Annotated in this window: 21 protein-coding genes; 12 read left to right on the plus strand and 9 right to left on the minus strand. The window is 42.7% G+C overall.

The window, feature by feature from the left end:
* The first annotated feature begins 106 nt into the window (after positions 1–106).
* The 6 genes from FTV38_RS04430 to FTV38_RS04455 all read left to right on the plus strand — a co-directional run bounded on the left by FTV38_RS04430 (position 107) and on the right by FTV38_RS04455 (position 5,553).
* The gene (locus tag FTV38_RS04430; RefSeq protein ID WP_180021587.1) at positions 107–1,918 is read left to right on the plus strand and encodes a DEAD/DEAH box helicase; all 1,812 of its coding nucleotides are present in this window, start codon (positions 107–109) and stop codon (positions 1,916–1,918) included.
* 407 nt (positions 1,919–2,325) lie between these two features.
* Complete coding sequence (locus FTV38_RS04435; protein ID WP_218947263.1) at positions 2,326–3,144, plus strand: ABC transporter ATP-binding protein; 819 nt, start codon at positions 2,326–2,328, stop codon at positions 3,142–3,144.
* On the plus strand, positions 3,141–3,920 hold the full coding sequence (gene mlaE / locus FTV38_RS04440; protein ID WP_078189301.1) for a lipid asymmetry maintenance ABC transporter permease subunit MlaE: 780 nt from the start codon (positions 3,141–3,143) through the stop codon (positions 3,918–3,920). The genes FTV38_RS04435 and mlaE overlap by 4 nt, the downstream gene beginning before the upstream one ends.
* Positions 3,920–4,600, plus strand: coding sequence for an outer membrane lipid asymmetry maintenance protein MlaD (locus FTV38_RS04445; protein ID WP_168379104.1), 681 nt, complete (start codon positions 3,920–3,922; stop codon positions 4,598–4,600). The genes mlaE and FTV38_RS04445 overlap by 1 nt, the downstream gene beginning before the upstream one ends.
* 17 nt (positions 4,601–4,617) lie before the next feature.
* Positions 4,618–5,253, plus strand: a complete 636-nt coding sequence (locus FTV38_RS04450) for an ABC transporter substrate-binding protein (RefSeq protein WP_180008463.1) — start codon at positions 4,618–4,620, stop codon at positions 5,251–5,253.
* A 39-nt stretch (positions 5,254–5,292) separates the two neighbouring features.
* Positions 5,293–5,553: a lipid asymmetry maintenance protein MlaB gene (locus tag FTV38_RS04455; RefSeq protein WP_218945760.1), complete on the plus strand. Its 261-nt coding sequence runs from the start codon at positions 5,293–5,295 to the stop codon at positions 5,551–5,553.
* A gap of 78 nt (positions 5,554–5,631) precedes the next feature.
* On the opposite strand, the gene FTV38_RS04460 is transcribed toward FTV38_RS04455, so the two are convergent.
* Positions 5,632–6,645: a CorA family divalent cation transporter gene (locus FTV38_RS04460; RefSeq protein ID WP_078189297.1), complete on the minus strand. Its 1,014-nt coding sequence runs from the start codon at positions 6,643–6,645 to the stop codon at positions 5,632–5,634.
* A gap of 155 nt (positions 6,646–6,800) precedes the next feature.
* Here FTV38_RS04460 and FTV38_RS04465 point away from each other — a divergent pair, with 155 nt between their 5' ends.
* Together FTV38_RS04465 and FTV38_RS04470 are read left to right on the plus strand one after the other, a co-directional pair.
* Complete coding sequence (locus FTV38_RS04465) at positions 6,801–7,406, plus strand: TIGR00730 family Rossman fold protein (protein ID WP_180021591.1); 606 nt, start codon at positions 6,801–6,803, stop codon at positions 7,404–7,406.
* Complete coding sequence (locus tag FTV38_RS04470) at positions 7,406–7,813, plus strand: NUDIX domain-containing protein (protein ID WP_180021593.1); 408 nt, start codon at positions 7,406–7,408, stop codon at positions 7,811–7,813. The genes FTV38_RS04465 and FTV38_RS04470 overlap by 1 nt, the downstream gene beginning before the upstream one ends.
* A gap of 46 nt (positions 7,814–7,859) precedes the next feature.
* Here the strand turns inward: FTV38_RS04470 and FTV38_RS04475 are convergent, their stop codons facing one another.
* Together FTV38_RS04475 and recG are read right to left on the minus strand one after the other, a co-directional pair.
* On the minus strand, positions 7,860–8,492 hold the full coding sequence (locus tag FTV38_RS04475) for a ComF family protein (RefSeq protein ID WP_180021595.1): 633 nt from the start codon (positions 8,490–8,492) through the stop codon (positions 7,860–7,862).
* A 146-nt stretch (positions 8,493–8,638) separates the two neighbouring features.
* Positions 8,639–10,684, minus strand: coding sequence for an ATP-dependent DNA helicase RecG (gene recG / locus FTV38_RS04480; protein ID WP_180003443.1), 2,046 nt, complete (start codon positions 10,682–10,684; stop codon positions 8,639–8,641).
* Positions 10,685–10,743: 59 nt separating this feature from the next.
* On the opposite strand from recG, the gene FTV38_RS04485 reads away from it, so the two are divergent.
* Positions 10,744–11,523 carry an NAD-dependent epimerase/dehydratase family protein gene (locus tag FTV38_RS04485; protein WP_180021597.1) on the plus strand — a complete coding sequence of 260 codons (780 nt, stop codon included), beginning with the start codon at positions 10,744–10,746 and terminating at the stop codon, positions 11,521–11,523.
* Positions 11,524–11,721: 198 nt separating this feature from the next.
* Positions 11,722–12,270, plus strand: a complete 549-nt coding sequence (locus FTV38_RS04490) for a methyltransferase domain-containing protein (protein WP_373685436.1) — start codon at positions 11,722–11,724, stop codon at positions 12,268–12,270.
* 87 nt (positions 12,271–12,357) lie between these two features.
* Here the strand turns inward: FTV38_RS04490 and plsB are convergent, their stop codons facing one another.
* Positions 12,358–14,931, minus strand: a complete 2,574-nt coding sequence (gene plsB, locus FTV38_RS04495) for a glycerol-3-phosphate 1-O-acyltransferase PlsB (RefSeq protein ID WP_180021599.1) — start codon at positions 14,929–14,931, stop codon at positions 12,358–12,360.
* Between the two features lie 287 nt (positions 14,932–15,218).
* Here plsB and FTV38_RS04500 point away from each other — a divergent pair, with 287 nt between their 5' ends.
* The gene (locus tag FTV38_RS04500; RefSeq protein ID WP_180021602.1) at positions 15,219–16,091 is read left to right on the plus strand and encodes an acyl-CoA thioesterase II; all 873 of its coding nucleotides are present in this window, start codon (positions 15,219–15,221) and stop codon (positions 16,089–16,091) included.
* Positions 16,092–16,337: 246 nt separating this feature from the next.
* On the plus strand, positions 16,338–17,597 hold the full coding sequence (locus tag FTV38_RS04505; protein WP_180021604.1) for a dicarboxylate/amino acid:cation symporter: 1,260 nt from the start codon (positions 16,338–16,340) through the stop codon (positions 17,595–17,597).
* Here the strand turns inward: FTV38_RS04505 and FTV38_RS04510 are convergent.
* The 5 genes from FTV38_RS04510 to hmpA all read right to left on the minus strand — a co-directional run bounded on the left by FTV38_RS04510 (position 17,594) and on the right by hmpA (position 22,027).
* Positions 17,594–18,019 carry a VOC family protein gene (locus tag FTV38_RS04510; RefSeq protein ID WP_180021606.1) on the minus strand — a complete coding sequence of 142 codons (426 nt, stop codon included), beginning with the start codon at positions 18,017–18,019 and terminating at the stop codon, positions 17,594–17,596. The two genes, FTV38_RS04505 and FTV38_RS04510, sit on opposite strands and share 4 nt — an antisense overlap.
* Positions 18,020–18,240: 221 nt before the next feature.
* Positions 18,241–19,185, minus strand: a complete 945-nt coding sequence (locus FTV38_RS04515; protein WP_180021608.1) for a metal-dependent hydrolase — start codon at positions 19,183–19,185, stop codon at positions 18,241–18,243.
* A 157-nt stretch (positions 19,186–19,342) separates the two neighbouring features.
* Positions 19,343–20,203 carry a ribosome biogenesis GTP-binding protein YihA/YsxC gene (yihA, locus tag FTV38_RS04520; protein WP_180021610.1) on the minus strand — a complete coding sequence of 287 codons (861 nt, stop codon included), beginning with the start codon at positions 20,201–20,203 and terminating at the stop codon, positions 19,343–19,345.
* 85 nt (positions 20,204–20,288) lie between these two features.
* A complete protein-coding gene (locus FTV38_RS04525; protein ID WP_078192461.1) occupies positions 20,289–20,732 on the minus strand; it encodes an Rrf2 family transcriptional regulator in 444 nt (147 codons plus the stop codon).
* Between the two features lie 86 nt (positions 20,733–20,818).
* Positions 20,819–22,027, minus strand: a complete 1,209-nt coding sequence (gene hmpA / locus FTV38_RS04530; RefSeq protein ID WP_078192460.1) for an NO-inducible flavohemoprotein — start codon at positions 22,025–22,027, stop codon at positions 20,819–20,821.
* Positions 22,028–22,127: the final 100 nt, after the last annotated feature.

Consider the following 22,127-nt stretch of genomic DNA (forward strand, 5'->3'; position numbering starts at 1 on the left):
GCCGCTGATTCTATATTTTCAGCGTCTTTTGCTGTGCCGCTTTTTGCCGATGTCCATCTGAATTTATATTTTTAATGGAGCACCCATTTTTGGGGTGAAATACTCTATGAGCAAAACTTTTGCTGATTTTCCTTTACATGAGTCGTTACAACTAGCATTACAAGGTCTAGGTTTTACTACTCCGACTCCAGTGCAAGAACAATCAATTCCAGCTGCATTAGAAGGTAAAGACCTTCTTGTATCAAGCCAAACTGGTTCTGGTAAAACTGCTGCATTCTTACTCCCAACTGTGAATGCTTTGGCTGGTCAAGACACATTGATGTCTTTTAAAGAGCGCATGAAAGCGGTAACTGCACCGTCTATTCTTGTACTTTGCCCTACACGTGAATTGGCTCAACAGGTTAGCCAAGACGCAATTGCTTTAGTACGTCACATGAAAGGTGTTCGTATTGCTGCAATCATGGGTGGTATGCCTTTCGGTAAACAAATCCAACAGCTTAAAGGTGCACAAGTTGTCGTAGCGACTCCAGGTCGTTTACTTGACTTGGTGAACCGTCGTCAAATTAAATTAGACAACGTTGATGCGTTAATCGTTGACGAAGCTGACCGTATGCTTGACTTAGGTTTCTCTGAAGACCTAGAAGCGATCAGCGACTTGGCTGCTAACCGTAAACAAACATTAATGTTCTCTGCAACATTTGCGCCGCGTATCATTACACTTGCAGAACGCATGATGAATGATCCACAGCGTATTGCGATTGAAACTGGTCATTCTACGAATACTGACATTACTCAGACACTTCACTGGACTGACGGTTTCGAACACAAGAAAAAACTTTTGACTCACTGGTTATCTGATGAGTCTGTAGATCAAGCAGTTGTATTCGCATCTACCCAAGAAGATACAGATATGTTGGCTGAAGAACTTGCAGAAGCAGGTCACTCAGTTGTCGCTCTTCACGGTGCAATGCCACAAACTGTACGTAACCGTCGTTTACGTAGCATTCGTGAAGGTCGTGCAAAAATCTTAGTTGCGACTGACGTTGCTGCACGTGGTCTAGACGTACCAACTATTTCACACGTAATTAACTTCGGTCTTCCAATGAAGAACGAAGACTATGTACACCGTATCGGTCGTACAGGTCGTGCAGGCCGTACTGGTAACGCGATTACTTTAGCGACTTACCGTGAACGCGGTAAAATCCGTGCTTTAGAAGACTTCTTAGATGCACGTTTAAATGTATCTGAAATTGAAGGTCTTGAGCCATCTCCACCTCCTGCACGCGGTAGCCGTGATGGCGGTCGTGGTCGTCGTGATGGCGGTCGCGGTGGTCGTGGTGGTTTCGGTGGCGGTCGTCGTTTTGAAGGTGAATCAAACTTCAAACGTCGTGAAGGCAACCGTGATGGCGAACGTCGTTCATTCGGTGGCGAAGATCGTCCACGTCGCGAATACAACAACGATCGTCCACGTCGTGAAGGCGGTTTCGAAGATCGTCCACGTCGCGAATTTAACAACGATCGTCCACGTCGTGAAGGCGGTTTCGAAGATCGTCCACGTCGCGAATTTAACAACGATCGTCCACGTCGTGAAAGCGGTTTTGAAGATCGTCCACGTCGCGAATTTAACAGCGATCGTCCACGTCGTGAAGGTGGTTTTGACCGTCGTTCTAACGATGACAACCGTGGTAACCGTGTAGATTACAAACCAGCTCGTGAAGGTTATGGCGATCGTCCAAAACGTTCATTTGGTGAAGATCGTCCACGTCGTGAATTCAACGGTGACCGTCCTCAACGTTCATTTGGTGAAGATCGTCCAAAACGTTTCGGCGATGACCGTCCAAAACGTTTCGGTGATGATAAACCACGTGGCGAACGCACTTTCGGTGAAGACCGTCCACGTCGTAAATTCAATGACTAATTGAATTTCGAAAGAAATATCGAAAAAACCGGTGGAAACACCGGTTTTTTTTATGGATTTAAATTAGCTTTTTAATCAGAAAAATGTATACTTGATCAAACTTTATGTGTTTAATGATAATTAATATGAACGGAAACGCGTTGGCAAATATGCGTACAGTGATGATCGAGGTACTTATGCCTTATATCGGTTTGACACTCTTATTGTGTAATATCGTTTACTATATATACAATTATTTTAACTAAATTCTTCTTTTGGGTTGAAAACACCCTCTATAAAATCGCATTAATAATAAAAAACAATTTACCTGATGGAATGCAGGGATATGCGCTCATGCAATGGTAACATTTTAAACTTCAATCCTTTATAGTATGCATGCTGAAAAAAATGCAGGAAAATCCTCAGCTATGAATAATCAAACGTCTTCTCAGACTCAGGCACTGATCGAAGTGAAAAACCTGAGTTTTAAGCGAGGAGAGCGCGTCATTTATGACAATGTCAGTTTAAAAATTCGTCGTGGTCAGATCACTGCAATTATGGGTCCATCTGGTACAGGTAAAACGACTTTACTCCGTTTAATCGGTGGTCAATTGACTCCCGATAATGGAGAAGTGTTGCTTGATGGGCAGGACATTGCACAGATGTCACGTCAGGAGCTTTTCGCTGCGCGTGCGCGTATGGGGATGTTGTTTCAGAGCGGTGCATTATTTACCGATATGTCGGTATACGAAAACGTAGCCTTTCCCATTCGTGCGCATACCAAGTTGCCAGAGCATTTGATCGCTGAAATTGTTGCGTTGAAATTAGAGTCGGTTGGTTTACGTGGTGCAGAAAAAATGATGCCCTCTGAACTATCGGGTGGTATGAATCGTCGTGTGGCTTTGGCCCGTGCAATTGCACTCGATCCTGAGCTGATCATGTATGACGAACCCTTTGCAGGGCAGGACCCGATTGTGATGGGGGTATTAACTCGCTTGATTCGTTCGCTACGTGAAGCTTTAGATTTAACCACGATTATTGTTTCGCATGATGTGGCTGAAACATTATCAATTGCAGATTACATCTATGTGGTGGCTGAAGGGAAAGTGCAGGGCGAGGGAACACCTGAGCAGTTAAAAGCACATGCCTCGCCGTTTGTGAAGCAGTTCTTGACGGGTTCGGTAGAAGGTCCAGTCGATTATCAATTCAGTCATCAGCCCTATTTAAATCATGAGGTTCGTTCATGAATGCTATTGCCGCATTAGGTAGACGCGTCATTGAACGTGTTCGAGGAATCGGCGTAGCAACCATTATGTTGCTGCAGATTCTTTTTTCCATGCCGACTTTACTTGGCGTGAAATTGTTTATTTATCAGATGTACCGTGTTGGTGTGCTTTCATTACTAATTATTGTGGTATCTGGCTTATTTATTGGCTCGGTACTGGGTTTGCAGATGTATAGCATTCTGTCGACCTTTGGTAGTGAAGCGATGCTCGGCACCGCAGTTGCGCTGACTTTATTGCGTGAACTTGCACCTGTGGTTGCGGCTTTACTCTTTGCAGGTCGTGCAGGTTCAGCTTTAACGGCTGAAATTGGTTTGATGAAAGCCACTGAGCAGTTGTCGAGTATGGAAATGATCGGGGTCGATCCATTAAAACGTGTGATCTCGCCACGACTTTGGGCCGGTATTTTTAGCTTGCCAATGTTGTCGGTGATTTTCGCTGCTGTCGGCATCATGGGCGGTAAATTGGTGGGTGTTGATTTTCTGGGTGCAGATGAAGGCTCTTATTGGAGTGGCATCGAGAACAGTGTGCAATTCTTTAAAGACGTCTTTAATGGCACCATCATCAAAAGTTTTGTTTTTGCATTAATTTGTACTTGGATTGCGGTCTATCAGGGTTATGCCTGTGTCCCAACTTCAGAAGGTATTGCAACGTCGACCACACGTACTGTCGTGTATTCTTCGTTGTGTGTTTTAGGATCAGATTTCGTGTTGACTGCGGTCATGTTCGGAGGTATTTAATGAAATCACGTACGAGTGAACTGGCCGTTGGTTTTTTTGTCATTCTTTTTGCTATTGCTATTTTCTTCTTGGCGATGCGTGTGAGTGGTTTGGTCGGCAATAACATCGAAGACAGTTATGAATTGACCGCGACATTTGAAAATGTAAACGGGATTAAACCCCGTGCCAAAGTCACCTTAAGTGGTGTCAAAGTTGGTCAGGTGGAATCGTTGAAACTCGATCCTGTGACGCGTTTAGTGACAGCACATCTGATTATGGATGGCTCATTAACCTCTTACAACGCAGAACAATTAAAAGAAGTGCAAAAGAATGCACTCGAAGAACTGCGTTACACATCAGACTATGAAGCAGCGACACCTGCGAAACAAAAAGAAATGGAACAACAACTGATTGCTAACATGAAATCCATCACCAATATCGATGAAGATGCTTACATTATGGTGGCAACCAATGGTTTATTGGGCGAGAAATATTTGAAAATTGTACCGGGTGGTGGTGTCAACTTCTTAAAACGTGGTGACCAAATTGGTAATACCCAAGGTACGATGGAAATCGAAGATTTGGTGTCTAAATTTGTGACCGGTGGTGCAGGGAACAAATCTGACAGCACAGCAGATACTGAACAAAAAACAGAAGCTGCTGACACAACAACGGCAGAAGAACCTGCATTTGTTGAATAATTTTTAGGAGAAATTAAGTGAACACATTGTTAAAACATACGCTTACAGCAAGTATCTTATCAACTATGATGGCAGGTACAGCTTTTGCTGCTCCAAGCGAAGCACCACCTGCATTTGTAAAAAAAGTGGCTGATGGCCTCATTACACGTTTAAAAGCAGACCACGCAAAACTACAAAATAACCCTGCGGCTGTGAAAGCGATTGTTCGTCAAAACTTAGACCCGTACATCGATTCACAAGCGTTCACACGTATCGTGATGGGTACGTATGCAACGAATCAATACAGCTCAGCGGCTCAACGTGCACAGTTTGAACGTAACTTCCGTGCAACACTGATCGAAAACTATGGTTCAGCTTTTGCCAAGTTTAGTAACCAAACGTATAGCATGCGTCCATATAAGGTGTCGAACAGTAAGAACCCTGTTGTAACGATTGATTTCCATAACAACGGTGAAAAAATTCCAGTCTCTTTCCAGTTGGCGGATAAAGGTTCACAATGGAAAATCCGTAATATCAACGTTTCGGGTATCGACCTAGGCTTACAATTCCGTAATCAGTTTGCGGCAACTGTAAAACGTAATGGCGGTAACATTGATAAAGCAATTGCGAACTTCAAACCTGATGCTGACGCAGCATTGGACAAGAAAAAATAAGATAGGTGATGTGTGATTAAACTTCATCAACAAGAATTGATGGTTTCAGGCAAAATCGATTACAACAATGCCGAATTGTACTATCAAGACGGCTTGAAATTGATTCAACAACAGCAAGCTTTTCCCTTAGTGGTCAATCTTGCTGAGCTTGAGCATGGCAGTACTTTGGCTTTAGCTGTTTTGGTCCGTTGGTTACGTCAAACGCCAAAAGCGCAAGGTTTGCAGTTTAAAGCAGTCCCTGAAAAAATGATGAAGATTATTCAAGCCTGTCATCTTGAGCATGACTTGCAATTGATCTAAATAAAAAAAGCACCGTAAGGTGCTTTTTTTATTTCAGTGAGAGAAGAAGTTCTCGCAAGTCTACGCAATAGGAACGGATTAAATCCATTTCTTCCAGCGAAAGTACATCAATGGACCAATAAAGAATGCCACGATGATTAAGCTGACCACGATAAAACTTGTTGTACCATGCGCGAAGGGCAGTACATCGGTGTTCATCCCATAGACGCTAGCCACTAACATCGGTGGCGCAAGCATACTTGGTAAAATCGAGAATCGACGAATCGTATCATTCTGTTCGGTGTTAATGAACCCAGAGGTGGTATCCAGTAAGAATCGAACCTTTTGGAACAAAAAGGCATCATGCTCAACAAGAGAGCGCACGTCTTCACTGAGTTCTCGGATGTCGGCATCATAAATATGGCTGCCCAAGGCGCGAGGACGTGACAGGAAGGTGAGAACACGACGTAAGTCGATCAAACACAGTTGAGCTTTCCCGAGCATATCTTCTAAATGCGCAAGTCGGGTAATCATGTCATCTAAGTCTAAAATCATCTCACGATGGCGGTTATTTAGCACTTCTGTGGAATACTTTTCTAAGTCCTTGTGGATATCTTCCAAGATATCCGCAAGCTCATCGAGTTTGGCTTCTAAAAGGCCCAATAAAATCCAAGTTGGATCTTTATAGTCAATTTCATAGTCATTACGACGCGCACGGGCACGAAAGGCACGGAAAGCCACCAGCTTTTCACCCCGTAAAGTGAATAAGCGCTCTTTATGCAAAATAAAGGCAACCGTTTGTACGGTAGCTAAGGTGCTGGCATTTTCTTCGGGTTCGCCATCGACCTGAAAATTTTTATTTTTCGTTAAAAAATAGGTGCTGATGTGCAAAATACCGTCGTCATCACGGTAGAATCGTGCACTCGACGAAATATCTTCTAATGATTTTAATGTAGGTAAATTCTGATCATAGGCATCCATAATCCATTGCTGCTCTTCCTGAGACGGGGCAATGAGATCGAGCCAGACTAAATCCTGATGTAAATCGAAGTCACCATTGATGGTGACATCTTCCAGGCTACCGCGCTCTGTGGCGTAAAAGGCTTCAAGCATGTTGTCTTTTCCCCTTACGCAGTAAGTTAAAAATGAATGGGTGTATTTTAGACAAGGATTTGCTGAAAAACACTGTTCTAATGCTTAATTTATGAAAAAATCTGTTTAAAGTTGATTTTTCCAGCATAGCGTTCCTGATCTGATGGTGATTATAAATGAAATCTATCGCAATTTTCTGTGGTTCCGCCCTTGGTAACAATCCTGCCTATTTACAGGTGGCTGAAAATGTCGGTCGTCATTTGGCGGCACAAGGCATCACACTGGTCTATGGTGGTGGTCGTTCAGGTTTGATGGGGGTTGTGGCAGATAGTGCTTTGCGTGCAGGCGGGCAAGTCATTGGGGTGATTCCAAAAGTCCTGGTCGATAAAGAATTGGCGCATCCAGATTTAACCGAATTGCATGTAGTAGAAAATATGCAACAACGGAAAACTAAAATGTCTGAACTCTCGGATGGTTTTGTGGCGATTCCAGGTGGAGCAGGCACCTTAGAGGAAATTTTTGAGCAGTGGACGTGGGCTCAATTGGGCATTCATTTAAAGCCATGTGCCTTTCTCAATGTAGATGGTTTTTATGACGATTTATTGAATTTTCTGAAAACTACCGCAGAAAAAGGCTTTACCCATCCACGTTTTATCGAAGGCTTAATTGCAGAAGATAATATTGAAACGATTGTTGAGCAGTTTCAACATTTCACTGCGCCAGAGCCGAAATGGGGCATGGTTGAACGTACAGCCTTTATCGCGGATTTGGAACAAGATTGATGAAAACTATTACTGTAGCCGCAGCAATTATTCTAAATGAACAGCATGAACTTTTAGTGGTTCGTAAAAAACACACGGCATTCTTTATGCAAGTGGGTGGTAAGTTAGAACCCAATGAAGCCCCTGAAATCACCATGCTGCGTGAAATTCAGGAAGAAATAGGCTGCGCTGCGCAGATTGAGCAATTCATTGGTCGTTTTGAAACGGCCGCTGCGAACGAAGCAGATCATCTACTGGTGAGTTATGTCTATCTTGTTCAGTTGCAAGGTGAACCGAAAATTGATGCGGAAATTGCAGCGATGCAATGGGTCAGCTTGGATGATACACAAACAAAACTTGCACCTTTAACACGTGAGGTGGTGATTCCTTGGGTGAAGCAGCAGGCGCGATCTCTTGCTGAAAGCTAAACCGCTTCGCTTGCTCAGTTTCTTTATTAGTGGTTGATGTTTGAAACTAAGACTGTGCCGCAGCAATGCATGCGGCATATACCTGCGTGCAATGTAGCTGATGTAACAGCGTACTTAATGCATGGATTGAACTCCCCGTGGTCACCACATCATCGATGATGAGGACTTTGCGGAAACGGCGTTTTTCGGTTGGGTCGATAATAAATTGCTGTTCGATATTTTCTAGTCGTTCTAGCCGACTTAAACCTTTTTGAGCGTGCTGTGCTTGACGAATCACGGGTTGCCAAACAGGGATGCGCAATTGCTTTGCCATCATCTGTGCAACGAGTAGCATTTGGTTGTACCCACGGTCTTTGAGGCGTTCTACTGAAATAGGCATCGGCACGATGGCTTGAACTCTAGCTAAGCGCATGCTTAAAAGGCTCTGTGCCAGTAAATTTTGATACTGCAATTGTTGCTCATACTTATAGCTTTGAATGATGCGATCTATAGGGAAATCATAGTAAAAGGCACAAGAGATGCTGTGTTCATGGCGATCAACCGCTTGTTTAAACCAAGGCAATTGTGCCCAGCAGTCAGTACAAAGCGAATGATGTTGTTGTCGATCGATACCACAGAGCAGGCAAGGGGAAACGCTCTGCATTCCTTTTCGGATGAAATGTTGGATGGATTGGAGCATGTTTTTATTCTAATCATTCTTTTTTGAGTATTTTGCACAGATTGCTGTGAAGTGCAATCACGACACTACAGCAATCTGTTCGACAAGCTTACTGGTTAAAGCCAATCTGTATTTTTAGGATGATCGATCTGTCATCCCAATAATTATTATACATAGGCATAACGAGGAGCTTCCGGCAGCCAGCGTTTTAAAAGTGCTTGAGCCTGTGCAGGATAATCATTTAGGACTTGTTGAGCCACATAGTGTGCCTGATTGAGTAAATGGTCATCTCGCTCTAATTTTGCTACACGAAAGCCCATATCGCCCGTTTGTTTAGTGCCGAGGAGCTCACCGGGGCCGCGAATTTCCAAATCTTTTTCAGCAATAATAAAGCCGTCATTGGTCTCGCGCATAATGCGTAAACGCTCTTGCCCATTTTGCGACAAGGGATTTTTATACAGCAAGGCACAGAAACTGGCTTTGGCACCACGCCCTACACGACCACGTAGCTGATGTAGTTGTGAAAGCCCTAGGCGTTCTGCATTTTCAATCACCATGATCGAGGCATTTGGGACGTCAACACCGACTTCAATCACTGTGGTTGCAATCAGTAATTGCAATTCATTATTTTTAAATTGCTGCATCACTGCTTGCTTTTCATCGGCCTTCATTTTGCCGTGAACAAGGCCAATATTGAGGTCTGGAAAGCGTTCTTTAATTTCATTAAAAGTCGCTTCAGCGGCCTGAGCATCTAAGGTTTCGGATTGTTCCACTAAGGTACAGACCCAATAGGCTTGTTTACCTTCAGCACAATTGCTGGCAATCCGCTGTAGTACTTCTTCACGACGGTCAAGTGGAATGGTGACTGTTTGAATCGGTGTACGACCGGGTGGCAGTTCATCAATGACGGAGGTGTCTAAATCGCCATAAGCCGACATGGCCAAGGTACGAGGAATAGGGGTTGCCGTCATCACCAGTTGATGCGGTGTCATGCCATTGAGACCTTTGTTCCGTAGCGCCAAACGCTGATCGACGCCAAAACGGTGTTGTTCATCAATAATCACTAAACCCAATTTGGCAAATTGTACATTGTCTTGAAATAAAGCATGTGTGCCGACCACTAAATTGGCTGAACCATCTTGAATACTTTGTTCTGCAGCAGCTCGAGCTTTACCTTTTTGCTTGCCGGAAAGCCAAGACACGGTTAGACCCATAGGCTCAAACCATTTTTTGAAATTTAGATAATGCTGTTCGGCCAAAATTTCTGTTGGCGCCATCATGGCCACTTGCCAACCTTCCTCGAGCGCATGACAGGCAGCCACGCCTGCGACTAGGGTTTTACCTGCACCTACATCACCTTGTACGAGTCGCAGCATAGGTTTGTTTTTTTTCAGATCGACCGCAATTTCTTTGGACACACGTTTTTGTGCGCCGGTCATTTCAAATGGCAGCGTACTTAAAAGTTGTTTGGTGAAGTTCTTACTTGCAGAGAATGACGGTGCTTCGATTTGTTGAATATAAGCACGGCGGCTGAGCAAACTGACCTGATGGGCAACCAATTCTTCGAAAATTAAACGTTGCTGTGCAGGATGAGAACCTTGGCTGAGTTGCAACATATTGGCATCGACAGGGGGGTGATGAATATAGTCCAGTGCTTGTTTTAGGGCATAGCCATTGGTGAATTTTTCTGGTAGTAATTCAGGTAAGTCATCACTATATAACTGTAGTGCTTGTTTGACGTATTCACGCAGTTTAGGCTGTGTTAAGCCTTCGGTTGCAGGGTAAATCGCAGTGAGTTGGGTTTGTGGTAAAGGCGTGTGTTCAGTAATCACCTGTAGTTCAGGATGATACATTTCTAAGCCACGAGCACCAACACGGACTTCACCAAAAATCCGTAAACGATTGCCCGGTTTTACCCGATCAGTAATGCCTTTGTAGATATGGTAAAAACGTAAAGTAACTTTGCCACAGTCGTCATCCAGTAGGGCGGCCATCGATTTACGCTTACCGGGTGGGAAGTCGATATTTTTGACTGTACCTTCCAGTAAATAACTGCGACCCACGGTCAATTGGTTCATGGGGATGATCGTGCTACGATCTTCATAGTCGCGTGGCAGATGAAACAAAAGATCATCTGTTGTGAAAATATTTAGTTTTTCAAGTAAAGCAGCGGCGGCATTGCCAACCCCTTGCAATTGATGGACGGCAGCCATGTCCCCTCAACTTCGGTTTATATGATCTAAATGGATCAGTTCTGAGAATAGGTCGTTTGATGCATATTCTATTTATCGGTTATGGTAAAACATCGCAACGTGTTGCTAAACAATTATTTCAGCAAGGTCACCAAATTACCACAGTGAGTCGTAGTGCGAAAGAGGATGATTTTGCAGAACATTTAATCCAAGATGTTCACCAACTGGATTTGTCGCAGGTTCAACCGATTGATGTAGTCTATGTTCTTTTGGCTCCTGCACGTCATGCTCAACTCAATGCTGTGGATGCTTACCGACACACTTATGTCGATTCTGTACAGCCGATTGTTCAAGCATTAGCACATCATCCAATACAACGTTTAATCGTGGTGTCTTCCACTCGTGTCTATGGTGAACATGCGGGGGAGCGGATTGATGATGACACTGTGCCACATCCGATCGATGAGCAGGGCATGTTGTTACTGGAAATGGAGCATCGCTACACACAAGCATTTCCTAACGAATGCGTGATCGTACGTCCCTCTGGGATTTATGGCACATCGACAACACGAATGCAGAAACTGGCAGAAACGACTCATCGCTATCCCAATATTCATTGGTCAAATCGAATACATATCGATGATTTGGCAAAATTTCTGTGTCATCTACTTCACGTGGAACATCCTGAAAAATCATATATTTGTACTAATAACCAACCTCAACCTTTGCATGAGCGAATCTTGGAATTGCAAAGAGCTATGCATTTACCCGAATTGGTTTTAGAGAGTGAAGTAGAAACAGGTAAAAAGATTTATGCAACGCGGATGATGGAGAGTGGTTTTAAGTTAGCGCACGATTGATTGTGATGTGTATGTAAAATTGGCGTGACGTATAAAATTCAGAGCAGCTTTGTGAGTATTAAAAGAAATTCTATAAATGAATAAGATAGGTCTTTTACAACATGTATTGTTCAAATTTTCGGATGGATCTCAAAGGATAAAAATTAAATAATGACAAAATCATTTGCTGAACTTACTTAGAATCTACCCCATAGACCGATTCTGGAAAAAGCTTTGAGTTATTTTGAAAATTTACCAAAGATCTCGATTGATTGTGGTTGTGGTGCAGGAAATGAATCATCATTTCTACTCCGTCATAATTTTAAAGTATATGCATTTGATCCAACTGTTGAAGCTAAAAATATCTGTCTAAGTAAATTTAAAGACAATAAGAATTTTTTATTTTCTAATCAGGCCTTTGAAGACTATAGCTTTCCTAAAGCTAGTTTAATTATTGCTTTATTCAGTTTATTTTTTTGTTCTACGGATTCGCTTGAAAGTGTTTTAAAGAAAATGCAGGAATCCTTAAGTGAGCAAGGCATTTTACTCATACAACTATTAGGGAAAGATGATGATTGGGTAAATAATTTTTCTGAAAAATTTATAGGTTTTGAACAGGAAGAGCTTAAACAATTGTTTGATGCGGACTTTGATATTATTTATATCGATGAATTTAAAGGCAATAAACCGCTAGCCAATGGAAATCCAAAATTTTGGAATGTACATACCTTAATTTTAAAAAAGAAAATATTAAATACTTTTGTATAGTCCAAAAAATAGAGACAAGCTTTTTACAACTTGTCCCTAATTTTGCTCAAATTCTTTTGCTTTTATAGTGAAAAAAATCAGAACCGTTTATTTTTTCTTACGTTTCAAGCGCTTTTTAGCTTGTTCCGCAGCAACTTTATCTAGTGCTTCTTTTAACTCTTCATCACTAAAGGTTGTAATGTGCTGCAACATTTGCAGGGTCACATCATCCAAAACGAGGTTGGCATATTGCGCAACATTTTGGAAATTTTCATCAAACACAATGGCGTTGTTTTCATTGGTACTGATATAACCTTGTTGGGTTAAGACTTTAATAAAGCTTTGGAACAAGGCCTTATCAAAGAACTCTGGCGAGTTAAATTCATACAACACAGACAGACGTTGACCAACCAAGTGGCTGAGTTCTTCAACCTGACGGGTTGAGATGTTGCCTGAACCACGTTGTGTGATTAAAGCCAAAGTCATGTAGTAACGCTCTAGACTTTGCATCACAGGTGCAGCCAAGACCACTAACTGATTGTGCTGCTCTGAGTTAGGCGCAGGGGAGATCAGGTTGCCTTCTGCATCTTCAGAAATTAGCTTGGCTTTGATCAGTACTTCTGCATACGCACAGATCTGATCTTTAAGCTCTTCATTATTCCATTTGAGGAATAACTCAGCTTTTAAGAATGGATAGAGTGTACGAATGACATTAATCAAATCACCACGGCGAATAGAACCATTATGTTCAACCAAAGCGGCAATGAGTGATGGCAAAATAAATGCGTGCAGGATGTTGTTACGGAAGTAGGTTAACAGCACCGCTTGATTATCAGCAATGGCAATAATATCGCCAAGGACATGATTAACACGTTTGATCAGCTTGAGTTTTAAACCATAAGCAATGATTTCTTTACCTGACAGCGGTGTCACTTGCATGCGCTCATCGTAAGGTAAGGCAGTTAAAAGATCGCGATAGGTATCTAACTGCTTAATGCAAATCTCTTCATCTAAAGTATGTTTAGATGTTGCCAATAAAATCAGTGAAAGCAATGAAACTGGGTTCACCACTGCTGCACGGTTAATATTTTCTAAAATCACGTGTGCAGAACTGTTAATGGCATCCGAAACTTCTGGCGGAATTGGATCGTCATTCTTCTCGATTTTGATGTTGCTTGCATTGTGCTGTTTCAGCATATCATCAAGGAAAACTGGCTCACCAAAGTTCAAATGAACTTTACCGAAAATACGTTCGATCTTACGCAGAGTTTTCATAATCCCGATGATCGATTCGCCCTCTTTCGGCTTACCATTCATTTCGCCAACGTAGGTCGCACCTTCCATTAAACGCTCATAACCAATATAGGTCGGTAAGAACACGATTGGTTTGGCTGGATTGCGTAAATGACCATGGACAGTCATGGCGAGCATGCCGGTCTTCGGTGGTAATAAACGACCAGTACGTGAACGCCCCCCTTCGATGAAGTATTCAAGTGGTGTATTACGCGCCAAAATACTATAGAGGTATTCTTTAAATACGGTGGTGTAGAGACCATTGCCACGGAATGAACGACGAATAAAGAACGCACCGCCACCACGTAAAATTTGCCCGACAAATGGCATGTTTAAGTTATCGCCCGCAGCAATGTACGGCACCATCAAGCCACGCTTATAGATCACATATGACAATAATAAATAGTCGATATGGCTACGATGACATGGGGTGTAAATGATCTCGTAGTCTTTGGCTAGTTCACGAACGGTACTGAAGTTATGCACTTCGACGCCATCATAAAGCTGTGTCCACAGACGAGTCAGGGCTAAGTCAGCAAAACGAACCGTTGAGGCTGAATAGTCAGAAACGATTTCATTTAAATAACCAATCGCACGACGTTCAGCTTCAACCATACTGATTTTACTGCGAATGCTTTCACGACGAATCGCATCTTGCACATCCGTAGATTTGATCAGGCCATGCATTACATTACGACGGTCGGATAAATCCGGACCCAAAACCACTTCACGCTGCGCATCTAAATAATCATTCAGTGTGCTAACAATATAAGTCGCAGGTGACAAGTTTGGATGTGTAGTTTTGGCATATTCAACCAAACGACGCAAAGACTGTGGCTCATGGAATTCGAGGTACGATTGACGACCGTGCAAACCAATATTGACCAGCTGCTTCACTTTGCTTGGTGTAGACCATGTATCGGTAAATAATAATTTAAACCAAGAATCTTCTTTATCGGGTTCACGGCCCCACAGCACGGTTACAGGAACGAGCTCAACATCCGCATCAGGATTTTTTTCCAAAACCTCAATTAAACGCAATAAACGAGGTGGAAATGCATGTGGCGGTGGATTGAGTAAGTTGTCTTCATCATGATGTTGTAAAAACACCACAGAGGCTTTTTCTGTTTGTGTACCCACTGTCATTGGGTCGAGTGCAGGGTGTAGCTTTAAACGACGGGTTTCACCATCGACAATTAAAGCATTACTCCGTGAATGATTTTGCAGAACGTAGCAGGTAATTTTCGTTGTCTGTACGCCGGTATCTGTATCGGTTTCAGTCACTACAGGTTCTACAGGGACTTCACCTAAAACATGCGGTGTTACCACAAGGTCAAGCAGTTTACTCGAAAGCTTTCGATACATCTGACCAAAGCCGCTCTTGGACATACAAACTCCTACTTTTCATGACCAAACCACAGAGATTCTGAGGGGAATCTATTCTGCGTAATTGTACTTAAAAACTGTATGTCATTTTCTGACAAATTGCATAGATATTGTAAGATTTTATCGTTAAAAAACGTATTTTTAGCAGTTATATTGCATCAGCAAGGTGACAGATCAGTCAGCGAATCTTTAGGGTTTTAGTCTGGATTTATGGCAAAATGGAAAATATATTTAAACATCTGTTGATGTTGCCTGCGTTAGCTTAATCCCGAATGATAGATAGGTTTGTTATGAATGCCTTAACACAAGAGTTGGTTGATTTACTCAGCCTTGAAAAATTAGAAGAAAATATTTTTCGTGGGCAAAGCCGAAATTTGGTCGGGAAACGTGTCTTTGGCGGACAGGTTTTAGGTCAGGCGCTACGTGCGGCATCTTATACGACAGATCGACCTGCTCATTCTTTACATGCCTATTTCTTATTTGGCGGTGATATCAGTGCACCAATCATTTATGAAGTGGATCGTATTCGCGATGGACGCAGTTTTGTGAGTCGTCAGGTTCGTGCGATTCAACATGGTAAAACCATTTTTATGTGTATGGTGTCATTTGCAGAGCAAGAAGAAGGGTTGAATTACCAAGTTGCAGAGCCAGAATATCCAGCCGTTGATGATTTAAAATCTGAAGCTGAGCTAAAACGAATGATGGTGGAGTTTGTTCCTGAAAACGTCCGTGCATCTTTTATGCGCGACCGTCATGTGGAAATTCGCCCGATTGATCCACAAAACCCGTACCAACCCCAGCCTGCTGCGCCATCGTATGCACACTATATTCGTACCCATGACACGATTGCTGCCGATGTTGATGACATCTCTTTACATCAGGCCATTGCAGCATTCTATTCAGACTTTACGCTGATGACGACTGCACTACGTCCACATGGTTTAAGTTATTTATCACCAAGTTTGCAGTGTGCCAGTATTGACCATGCCATGTATTTCCATAAGCCATTCCGTGTAGATGAATGGATGCTTTATGACATGGATGCCACCGTCAGCGCTAGTTCACGTGGTCTAAATTTCGGTCGCATGTGGCAAAACGGTGAGCTGGTCTGTAGTACGACACAAGAAGGCTTGATCCGTTTACGCGAAATTGAAACCCAATAAGCTTTGAGCAATATGTGTTAATAGTAAAAGCTGAATACTGAAAAAACCGAATCTCCTGATTCGGTTTTTTTATGCCGTCAATATTTGGTATGAATCTACTCACGGATTCGAGTTATCTAATTAGGGTGCAGTACAAATTGAATTGGCTTGAATACATGCTTTGCAGAATTGTAGCAGTATATGTGACAAAAAATTCCTCGATTCCCAGTGGGTCGCATGGCATAGTGCCTGAATAAAGGATGATAAATGCAAGGCACAATGAGCTTAAATACGCAGATTTTAATTGCCGCAATATTGGGTGTGGCATTTGGGTTTTTATTAATTCAGTTTCCAGGGACGCAGTTTTTATCCGCCAGCCTGTATGGCTTGGGGATTGCCAGTAGTATTTTTATTGGTTTGCTGAAAATGATCTTGGTTCCGCTGATCTTTAGTTCGATCGTGGTGGGTGTATCGAATTTACAGGCAGGTGGTCAGCTGAGTCGTACGTGGAAAATTACCTTAGCTTGCTGTGTCACCACCACGACTTTGGCACTGATCTTAGGTCTAGCATGTGCGCATATTTTTAAAGTTGGGCAGGGCGTGGACATCGTTATGTTCCAAGATGCAATGCAACAGCATCAGAGTCCTGACACCCTCACAGCAGGTTCATTCTTTACCAATTTTATTCAAAATACACTGATCAATCCGTTTAAAGCCTTTAGTGATGGCAATGTACTCGCAGTCGTGGTGTTTTCACTATTTCTCGGTGTGGCCTTGGTCAAAGGCGGTGAAAAATTTCGAAGTGTGAGAAAGCTCAGTCAGCAATTTTTTGACATCATGATGATGATCATCGGTTGGGTGATGAAGCTTGCACCGATTGGTATTTTTGCATTATTGGCTAAATTGATTGCTACCGAAGATATTTCGGTGTTGAGTCGCCTCGCGGAGTTTGCTGCCGTAGTCACAGGGACCACGATTTTTCATGGGGCAGTGGTGTTACCTCTGCTGCTTTGGATCTTTGGGAAAATGAGTCCACTGACATTTTTTAGAGGAACACGAGCTGCCTTAATCACTGCTTTTGCAACCAGTTCAAGTTCAGCAACGATGCCACTGTCGATGAAATGTGCGCAGGAAAATTTAGGCGTACGTCCTCAAACAGCAGGTTTTGTGATTCCATTGGGCACACAGTTAAATATGGATGGTACAGCGTTGTATGAAGCTGCTGCTGCGTTATTTATTGCCAACTTGATGGGCTTAGATTTAACCTTGGGTCAGCAGTTAATTGTCTGTGCAACCGCCATGATTGCTTCACTCGGCGCGCCGGGTATTCCAAGCGCTGGAATGGTGACGATGATTATGGTTTTACAATCGGTTGGACTCCCTGCAGAAGCCATTGCGATTTTACTGCCGATCGATCGTCTCTTAGATACGGTGCGAACTGTGGTGAACGTACAGGGCGATATGATGATTAGTGTGGTGGTGGATCGTCATACGCGAGATGTAGATGAACCAGCGTTGTCGAATTAAGCAGATAAAGAACTAAAATGTGGGTTGTAGACGATCTCCCACAGATGTCCATCTAAGTCTTGAAAATAGCCTGCATAACCACCGTAAAACGTGGGCTGTGCGGGCTTAATAGTTTTTGCACCTGCGCGTTGGGCTTGTTGCATGATTTGATCGACGGCTGCGGGACTGTTGACGTTATGTCCAAGAGACATTTGCGTTGGACAAAACGCTGAAGTGCTGAGTCCGGTGTCATGACTCAGGCTATCTTGTGGCCAGAGTACGAGCTTTAAACCGTGTTGTAAATCAAAAAATGCCACAGCGCCATGTTCAAACTCAGTCCCAATAATCCCTGCGCTATTTAGACCTAAACCCTCCTGATAAAACGCGAATGCAGCATGTAAATCTTTCACGGCCAGTGTAATGACGGAGATGTGAGCGTGCATGGAGATGCTCCTGAATGGCTTATTTTTATTTTAGGATGAGACTGAGTATAAATACATTTTAAAGAGAATAGGGAGTTCGGAAGAACTGTACTTTAAACCTCGAACTTATGAGCCTATCCATCTTGAGTTTGTTGATTGCTCAATAAAAAACGGAGCGTAATGGATGTGAGCACAAAAAAAAGCAGGGCGAACCCTGCTTAATACAGATTTTAAAGTAGTGTTTAAGCGACTTTCAGTGCGGCACGTTTTGCAGCAGGAGAGTTGTCGAGATAGGCAATCGCATCTTCCGTTTTTGCTTCATGCACAGGATCGTACCAAGGCATTAAATACCCCAATTGCTGCGACACTAACCAAAGTGGATGTGGCAATAAGCGATTGTCTTTTTGCGCGATACGCGCCCATTCACGCCAAATCCACGGTTTATATACAGCAGGTTTAATCGATGCATAACGCGAGTCTTGCTGCATGATATGTGCAGCACCATCGACCCATAGACCAAGTACGGCAGCAATCACGATCACACTTTGATAATAGCGAGAAATATAGCCCCCACCGAGATGACGATACAAATCAAAAGCCACGGTACGATGTTCTATCTCTTCTGCACCATGCCATTTTACTAGATCGAGCATATTCGGATCGGCACCGAGGCGTTCCCACTCTTTATTATATAAAGCATATTTGCCTAGTACACAGGTCATGTGTTCAACCGTTGCAATCACCCCTAAACGAAAGAGATCCCATTGATGATCTAAAGCTTTGGGTACGTTGAGCCCTAAAGGTTGGTCTGCAAGCAGTTTGCCAAAGAGAAAATCCATGATTTCAAGGTTGCGTTGAATACTGATATTGCGCTGAGACAGATATTCTTTATTGGCAGAGTTATGCGCCTGAGCATGCATAGCTTCTTGGCGGATAAATGCTTTAACGTCCTCGGCTAGTTTTTCATCTCTAATTTGTGGCAATACTTTGTTATACAGACGGCAAAACCAAAACTCACCAGCCGGTAAGATCATGTTAATTTCATTAATAAAATAGCTGACAAAAGGTTGGTTGGGCACCCAGTCAACTTGGGTATCTTGCCACTCAAATTTCACTTTACGTGGTTTAATTTTATATTCGATTGATGATCCAAGTTTTGTGTTTTTCAAGCGGGAGAGTAATTTCATGACCTATCCTTGTTTTTATGTGATCGAGTGCACATCTGATATATTCAGTATCCAAAAAAAATCCTGCATTGTGATTAGCAATACAGGACATTTCATTATCTTCAGATGATACTTTTTGTCAGACAATCATCCTTGCGCTGACTTTAAAAATACTGGATTAGTGGTCTGAATTTTTGCCTTCAGCTTGGGGTAAATCTTCAGATGTGGTGTCGACGTCATCGAATGCTTCCGCATCCACATCGATTTCAATATCATCTTCCGATGCTTCAGGTATGCTGTCGAGATCAAACTCTGTGGATTGCTCTAGAGTGAAGTTTAGGCGACCCGCCATGACACTCGCTAACTCTTCTAAACCTTGTTTATTCAATGATGAGAACAATTGGATTGAGAAGTTAAGTTTCATTTTTTTCAATGCCGCTTTCACTTCTTGTAGTGCTTTAGAGGCTGGGCCACGGTTTAATTTATCTGATTTGGTGAGCAGTACATGCACGAACAATTTACGTGAATGTGCCCATTCCAACATCATGACGTCAAAGTGTTGTAGTGGATGACGGATATCCATCAACAGCACAAGACCTTGTAAACTTTCACGGTGTATCAGATAGTTTTCTAACTCTTTTTGCCACACGATTTTCATCGCTTCAGGTACAGCGGCATAGCCATAACCCGGTAAGTCGACCAAACGCTGATCAGGATTTCCTAAACTGAAAAAGTTGATCATTTGGGTACGACCCGGTTTTTTCGACGCACGAGCCAATTGTTTTTGGTTAGTGAGCGCATTAATGGCACTCGACTTACCCGCATTGGAGCGGCCAGCAAAGGCAATTTCATAGCCGGTATCTTCAACGCAGAGGTTGAGTTTAGGCGCACTCATTAAGAACTCAGCTTTGCGTAGCCAGTTGAGCGAGCGCACAGCGTATTCAGTAATCGCAGAGTCTACTTTTTTCTCATAAGTAATCTTTTGCTTCGGCGCATTGGCCGCTTTACTGTTTCGTGATTTTCCTCTGTGCTGATGCATAACCCAACTTCAATAACTGATTTAACAACACGCATTATAAAGGAAGTCGGGCAGGCAAGCGAATTTTGTCGCAGGCAAAGTGAAATTAGAGATTGATCATTTGAATTGGAGATTGTGTTGTAAATTTAGATGCGCTGCTTGGTTGCAAGACATCGGCAAGTTTGTACTGATCGAGACTTTGATAAAACTGTTCTAAAGCTTGGTCTAAAATGCTTTTTAAACCACACTGACTGCGCAGTACGCAGGGTGGGTCATTGCATTCAACAATTTGGTGATTACCTTGCAAAATCCGTACGATTTGACCGAGCTGAGCCTCAAGTGCTTCAGGGTTAAGGCGGATGCCGCCACCTTTGCCGCGGCTGGTGATTAACCAGTTTTGCTTTGCCATAAAATGCACAATTTTCACCAAGTGATTACGCGAAACGTGCAGGTCTTCTGCAATTTCAGCAATGTTATAAGGCACATCACGAGGACGTGCGATATAGAGCAAAATGCGTAATGCATAATCGGTGAATTTATTGAGTTGCATGATAATACTGTGAGTCTGAGAGAAATAAATAAGGGCTAGTCTAGCATAACTAAACTAACCCTTTGTATTTCAGGTGAATAGCTTAGTTAGTGTTTTACACCACCAGTGCCGAAAGCTTCGCTGTGAATATTGCTAGCAGGAATACCACGAGCAATTAAAGCTTTCTGTTGTTCAGCCATAAATGGCATTGGACCGCAAAGGTAATAATCCGCATTGATCGGTAACAGTGCAGTATCCATGCTGCCTAAGTCTAGACGACCAGCAGCATCATAATCTTCACCTAATTTATCATTAGCATGAGGGAACTCATACGCTGTAAAAGTGCTAAGACGTGGGTATTTTGCTTCCAAATCCTGAATGTGTTTATGCATTGCATGCACTTGTTTGCTACGGCAGGCATGGATAAAGGTTACAGGTTGTGGCATGTCTAAAGTCACCAACTGATTCAGCATCGCAATCATTGGTGTTAGACCTACACCACCACTGATAAAGACATTGCGTTTTTGTGAATCAATCAGGAAGAAATTACCTGTTGGTGCAGACACTTCGATTTCTGAACCGATCTCCAAGCCATGCAGTGTATTTGATACCCAACCTGGAACCAAGTCACCTTTCTGATCTTCACGTTTTACAGAGATACGTAAGTAGTTGTCTTGTGGGCTGGTAGACAGTGTATATTGACGTGGTTGTTTTAGACCCAGCTCATCGACCAATACACGTACAGAGATGTACTGACCTGCTTCATATTTTGGTAAATCACCACCATCAGAAGGCTCAAGGTAGAATGAGGTGATTTCATCACTTTCAGCCACTTTTTTCGCGATTTTGAAATTACGCCAACCTAACCAACTGCCTTTAGTTTGCTGATGTTGCTCATAAATCGCTTTTTCAGTGCTGATAAACAAGTCTGCCAATTGTCCATATGCTGCTGCCCAAGCTGCAATCAGTGGATCTTCCATTGAAATGCTTAATACTTCACTGATCGAGTGCAGCAAATTTTCGCCGACAATATTATAGTCTGGCGCTTGAATGTTAAGACTCACATGTTTATGCGCAATTAATTCTACAACTGGTAAAAGTACAGATGGGTCCTCAATATTTTCAGCATAAGCCAATACAGCACCCGCCAAGGCTTGTGCCTGAGCACCGCTGCGCTGATGTCCCATGTTAAAGGTTTCTTTGAGGTCAGGGTTATTGCCCAACATACGATTATAGAAGTAACCAGTCAGCGCGACACCATTTTCACGTAGAACAGGAACAGTTGCTTTTACTAGGTCAATTTGCTGCGGAGTCATAGCTGATCTCTCATGGCTGTTATTTATAAGATGTATTTAAAATACATTTTTAAATACATCCGCGCAATACATGTTTTAGTAAAAACCATAAAAAAATTAT

Source organism: Acinetobacter sp. YH16044, assembly GCF_013417145.1.
In the GTDB taxonomy this organism is placed as follows: domain Bacteria; phylum Pseudomonadota; class Gammaproteobacteria; order Pseudomonadales; family Moraxellaceae; genus Acinetobacter; species Acinetobacter amyesii.

Bases quoted from the DNA above. Each gene is read 5' to 3' on its own strand.
- FTV38_RS04525 (WP_078192461.1), bottom strand. From the start codon at position 20,732: ATGCAACTCAATAAATTCACCGATTATGCATTACGCATTTTGCTCTAT.
- FTV38_RS04470 (WP_180021593.1), top strand. From the start codon at position 7,406: ATGAAAACTATTACTGTAGCCGCAGCAATTATTCTAAATGAACAGCAT.
- FTV38_RS04465 (WP_180021591.1), top strand. From the start codon at position 6,801: ATGAAATCTATCGCAATTTTCTGTGGTTCCGCCCTTGGTAACAATCCT.
- yihA (WP_180021610.1), bottom strand. From the start codon at position 20,203: ATGCATCAGCACAGAGGAAAATCACGAAACAGTAAAGCGGCCAATGCG.
- FTV38_RS04460 (WP_078189297.1), bottom strand. From the start codon at position 6,645: ATGCTTGAAGCCTTTTACGCCACAGAGCGCGGTAGCCTGGAAGATGTC.
- FTV38_RS04510 (WP_180021606.1), bottom strand. From the start codon at position 18,019: ATGCACGCTCACATCTCCGTCATTACACTGGCCGTGAAAGATTTACAT.
- FTV38_RS04475 (WP_180021595.1), bottom strand. From the start codon at position 8,492: ATGCTCCAATCCATCCAACATTTCATCCGAAAAGGAATGCAGAGCGTT.
- FTV38_RS04515 (WP_180021608.1), bottom strand. From the start codon at position 19,185: ATGAAATTACTCTCCCGCTTGAAAAACACAAAACTTGGATCATCAATC.
- FTV38_RS04435 (WP_218947263.1), top strand. From the start codon at position 2,326: ATGAATAATCAAACGTCTTCTCAGACTCAGGCACTGATCGAAGTGAAA.
- FTV38_RS04455 (WP_218945760.1), top strand. From the start codon at position 5,293: ATGGTTTCAGGCAAAATCGATTACAACAATGCCGAATTGTACTATCAA.
- FTV38_RS04505 (WP_180021604.1), top strand. From the start codon at position 16,338: ATGCAAGGCACAATGAGCTTAAATACGCAGATTTTAATTGCCGCAATA.
- recG (WP_180003443.1), bottom strand. From the start codon at position 10,684: ATGGCTGCCGTCCATCAATTGCAAGGGGTTGGCAATGCCGCCGCTGCT.
- FTV38_RS04500 (WP_180021602.1), top strand. From the start codon at position 15,219: ATGAATGCCTTAACACAAGAGTTGGTTGATTTACTCAGCCTTGAAAAA.
- FTV38_RS04430 (WP_180021587.1), top strand. From the start codon at position 107: ATGAGCAAAACTTTTGCTGATTTTCCTTTACATGAGTCGTTACAACTA.
- plsB (WP_180021599.1), bottom strand. From the start codon at position 14,931: ATGTCCAAGAGCGGCTTTGGTCAGATGTATCGAAAGCTTTCGAGTAAA.
- hmpA (WP_078192460.1), bottom strand. From the start codon at position 22,027: ATGACTCCGCAGCAAATTGACCTAGTAAAAGCAACTGTTCCTGTTCTA.
- mlaE (WP_078189301.1), top strand. From the start codon at position 3,141: ATGAATGCTATTGCCGCATTAGGTAGACGCGTCATTGAACGTGTTCGA.
- FTV38_RS04445 (WP_168379104.1), top strand. From the start codon at position 3,920: ATGAAATCACGTACGAGTGAACTGGCCGTTGGTTTTTTTGTCATTCTT.
- FTV38_RS04485 (WP_180021597.1), top strand. From the start codon at position 10,744: ATGCATATTCTATTTATCGGTTATGGTAAAACATCGCAACGTGTTGCT.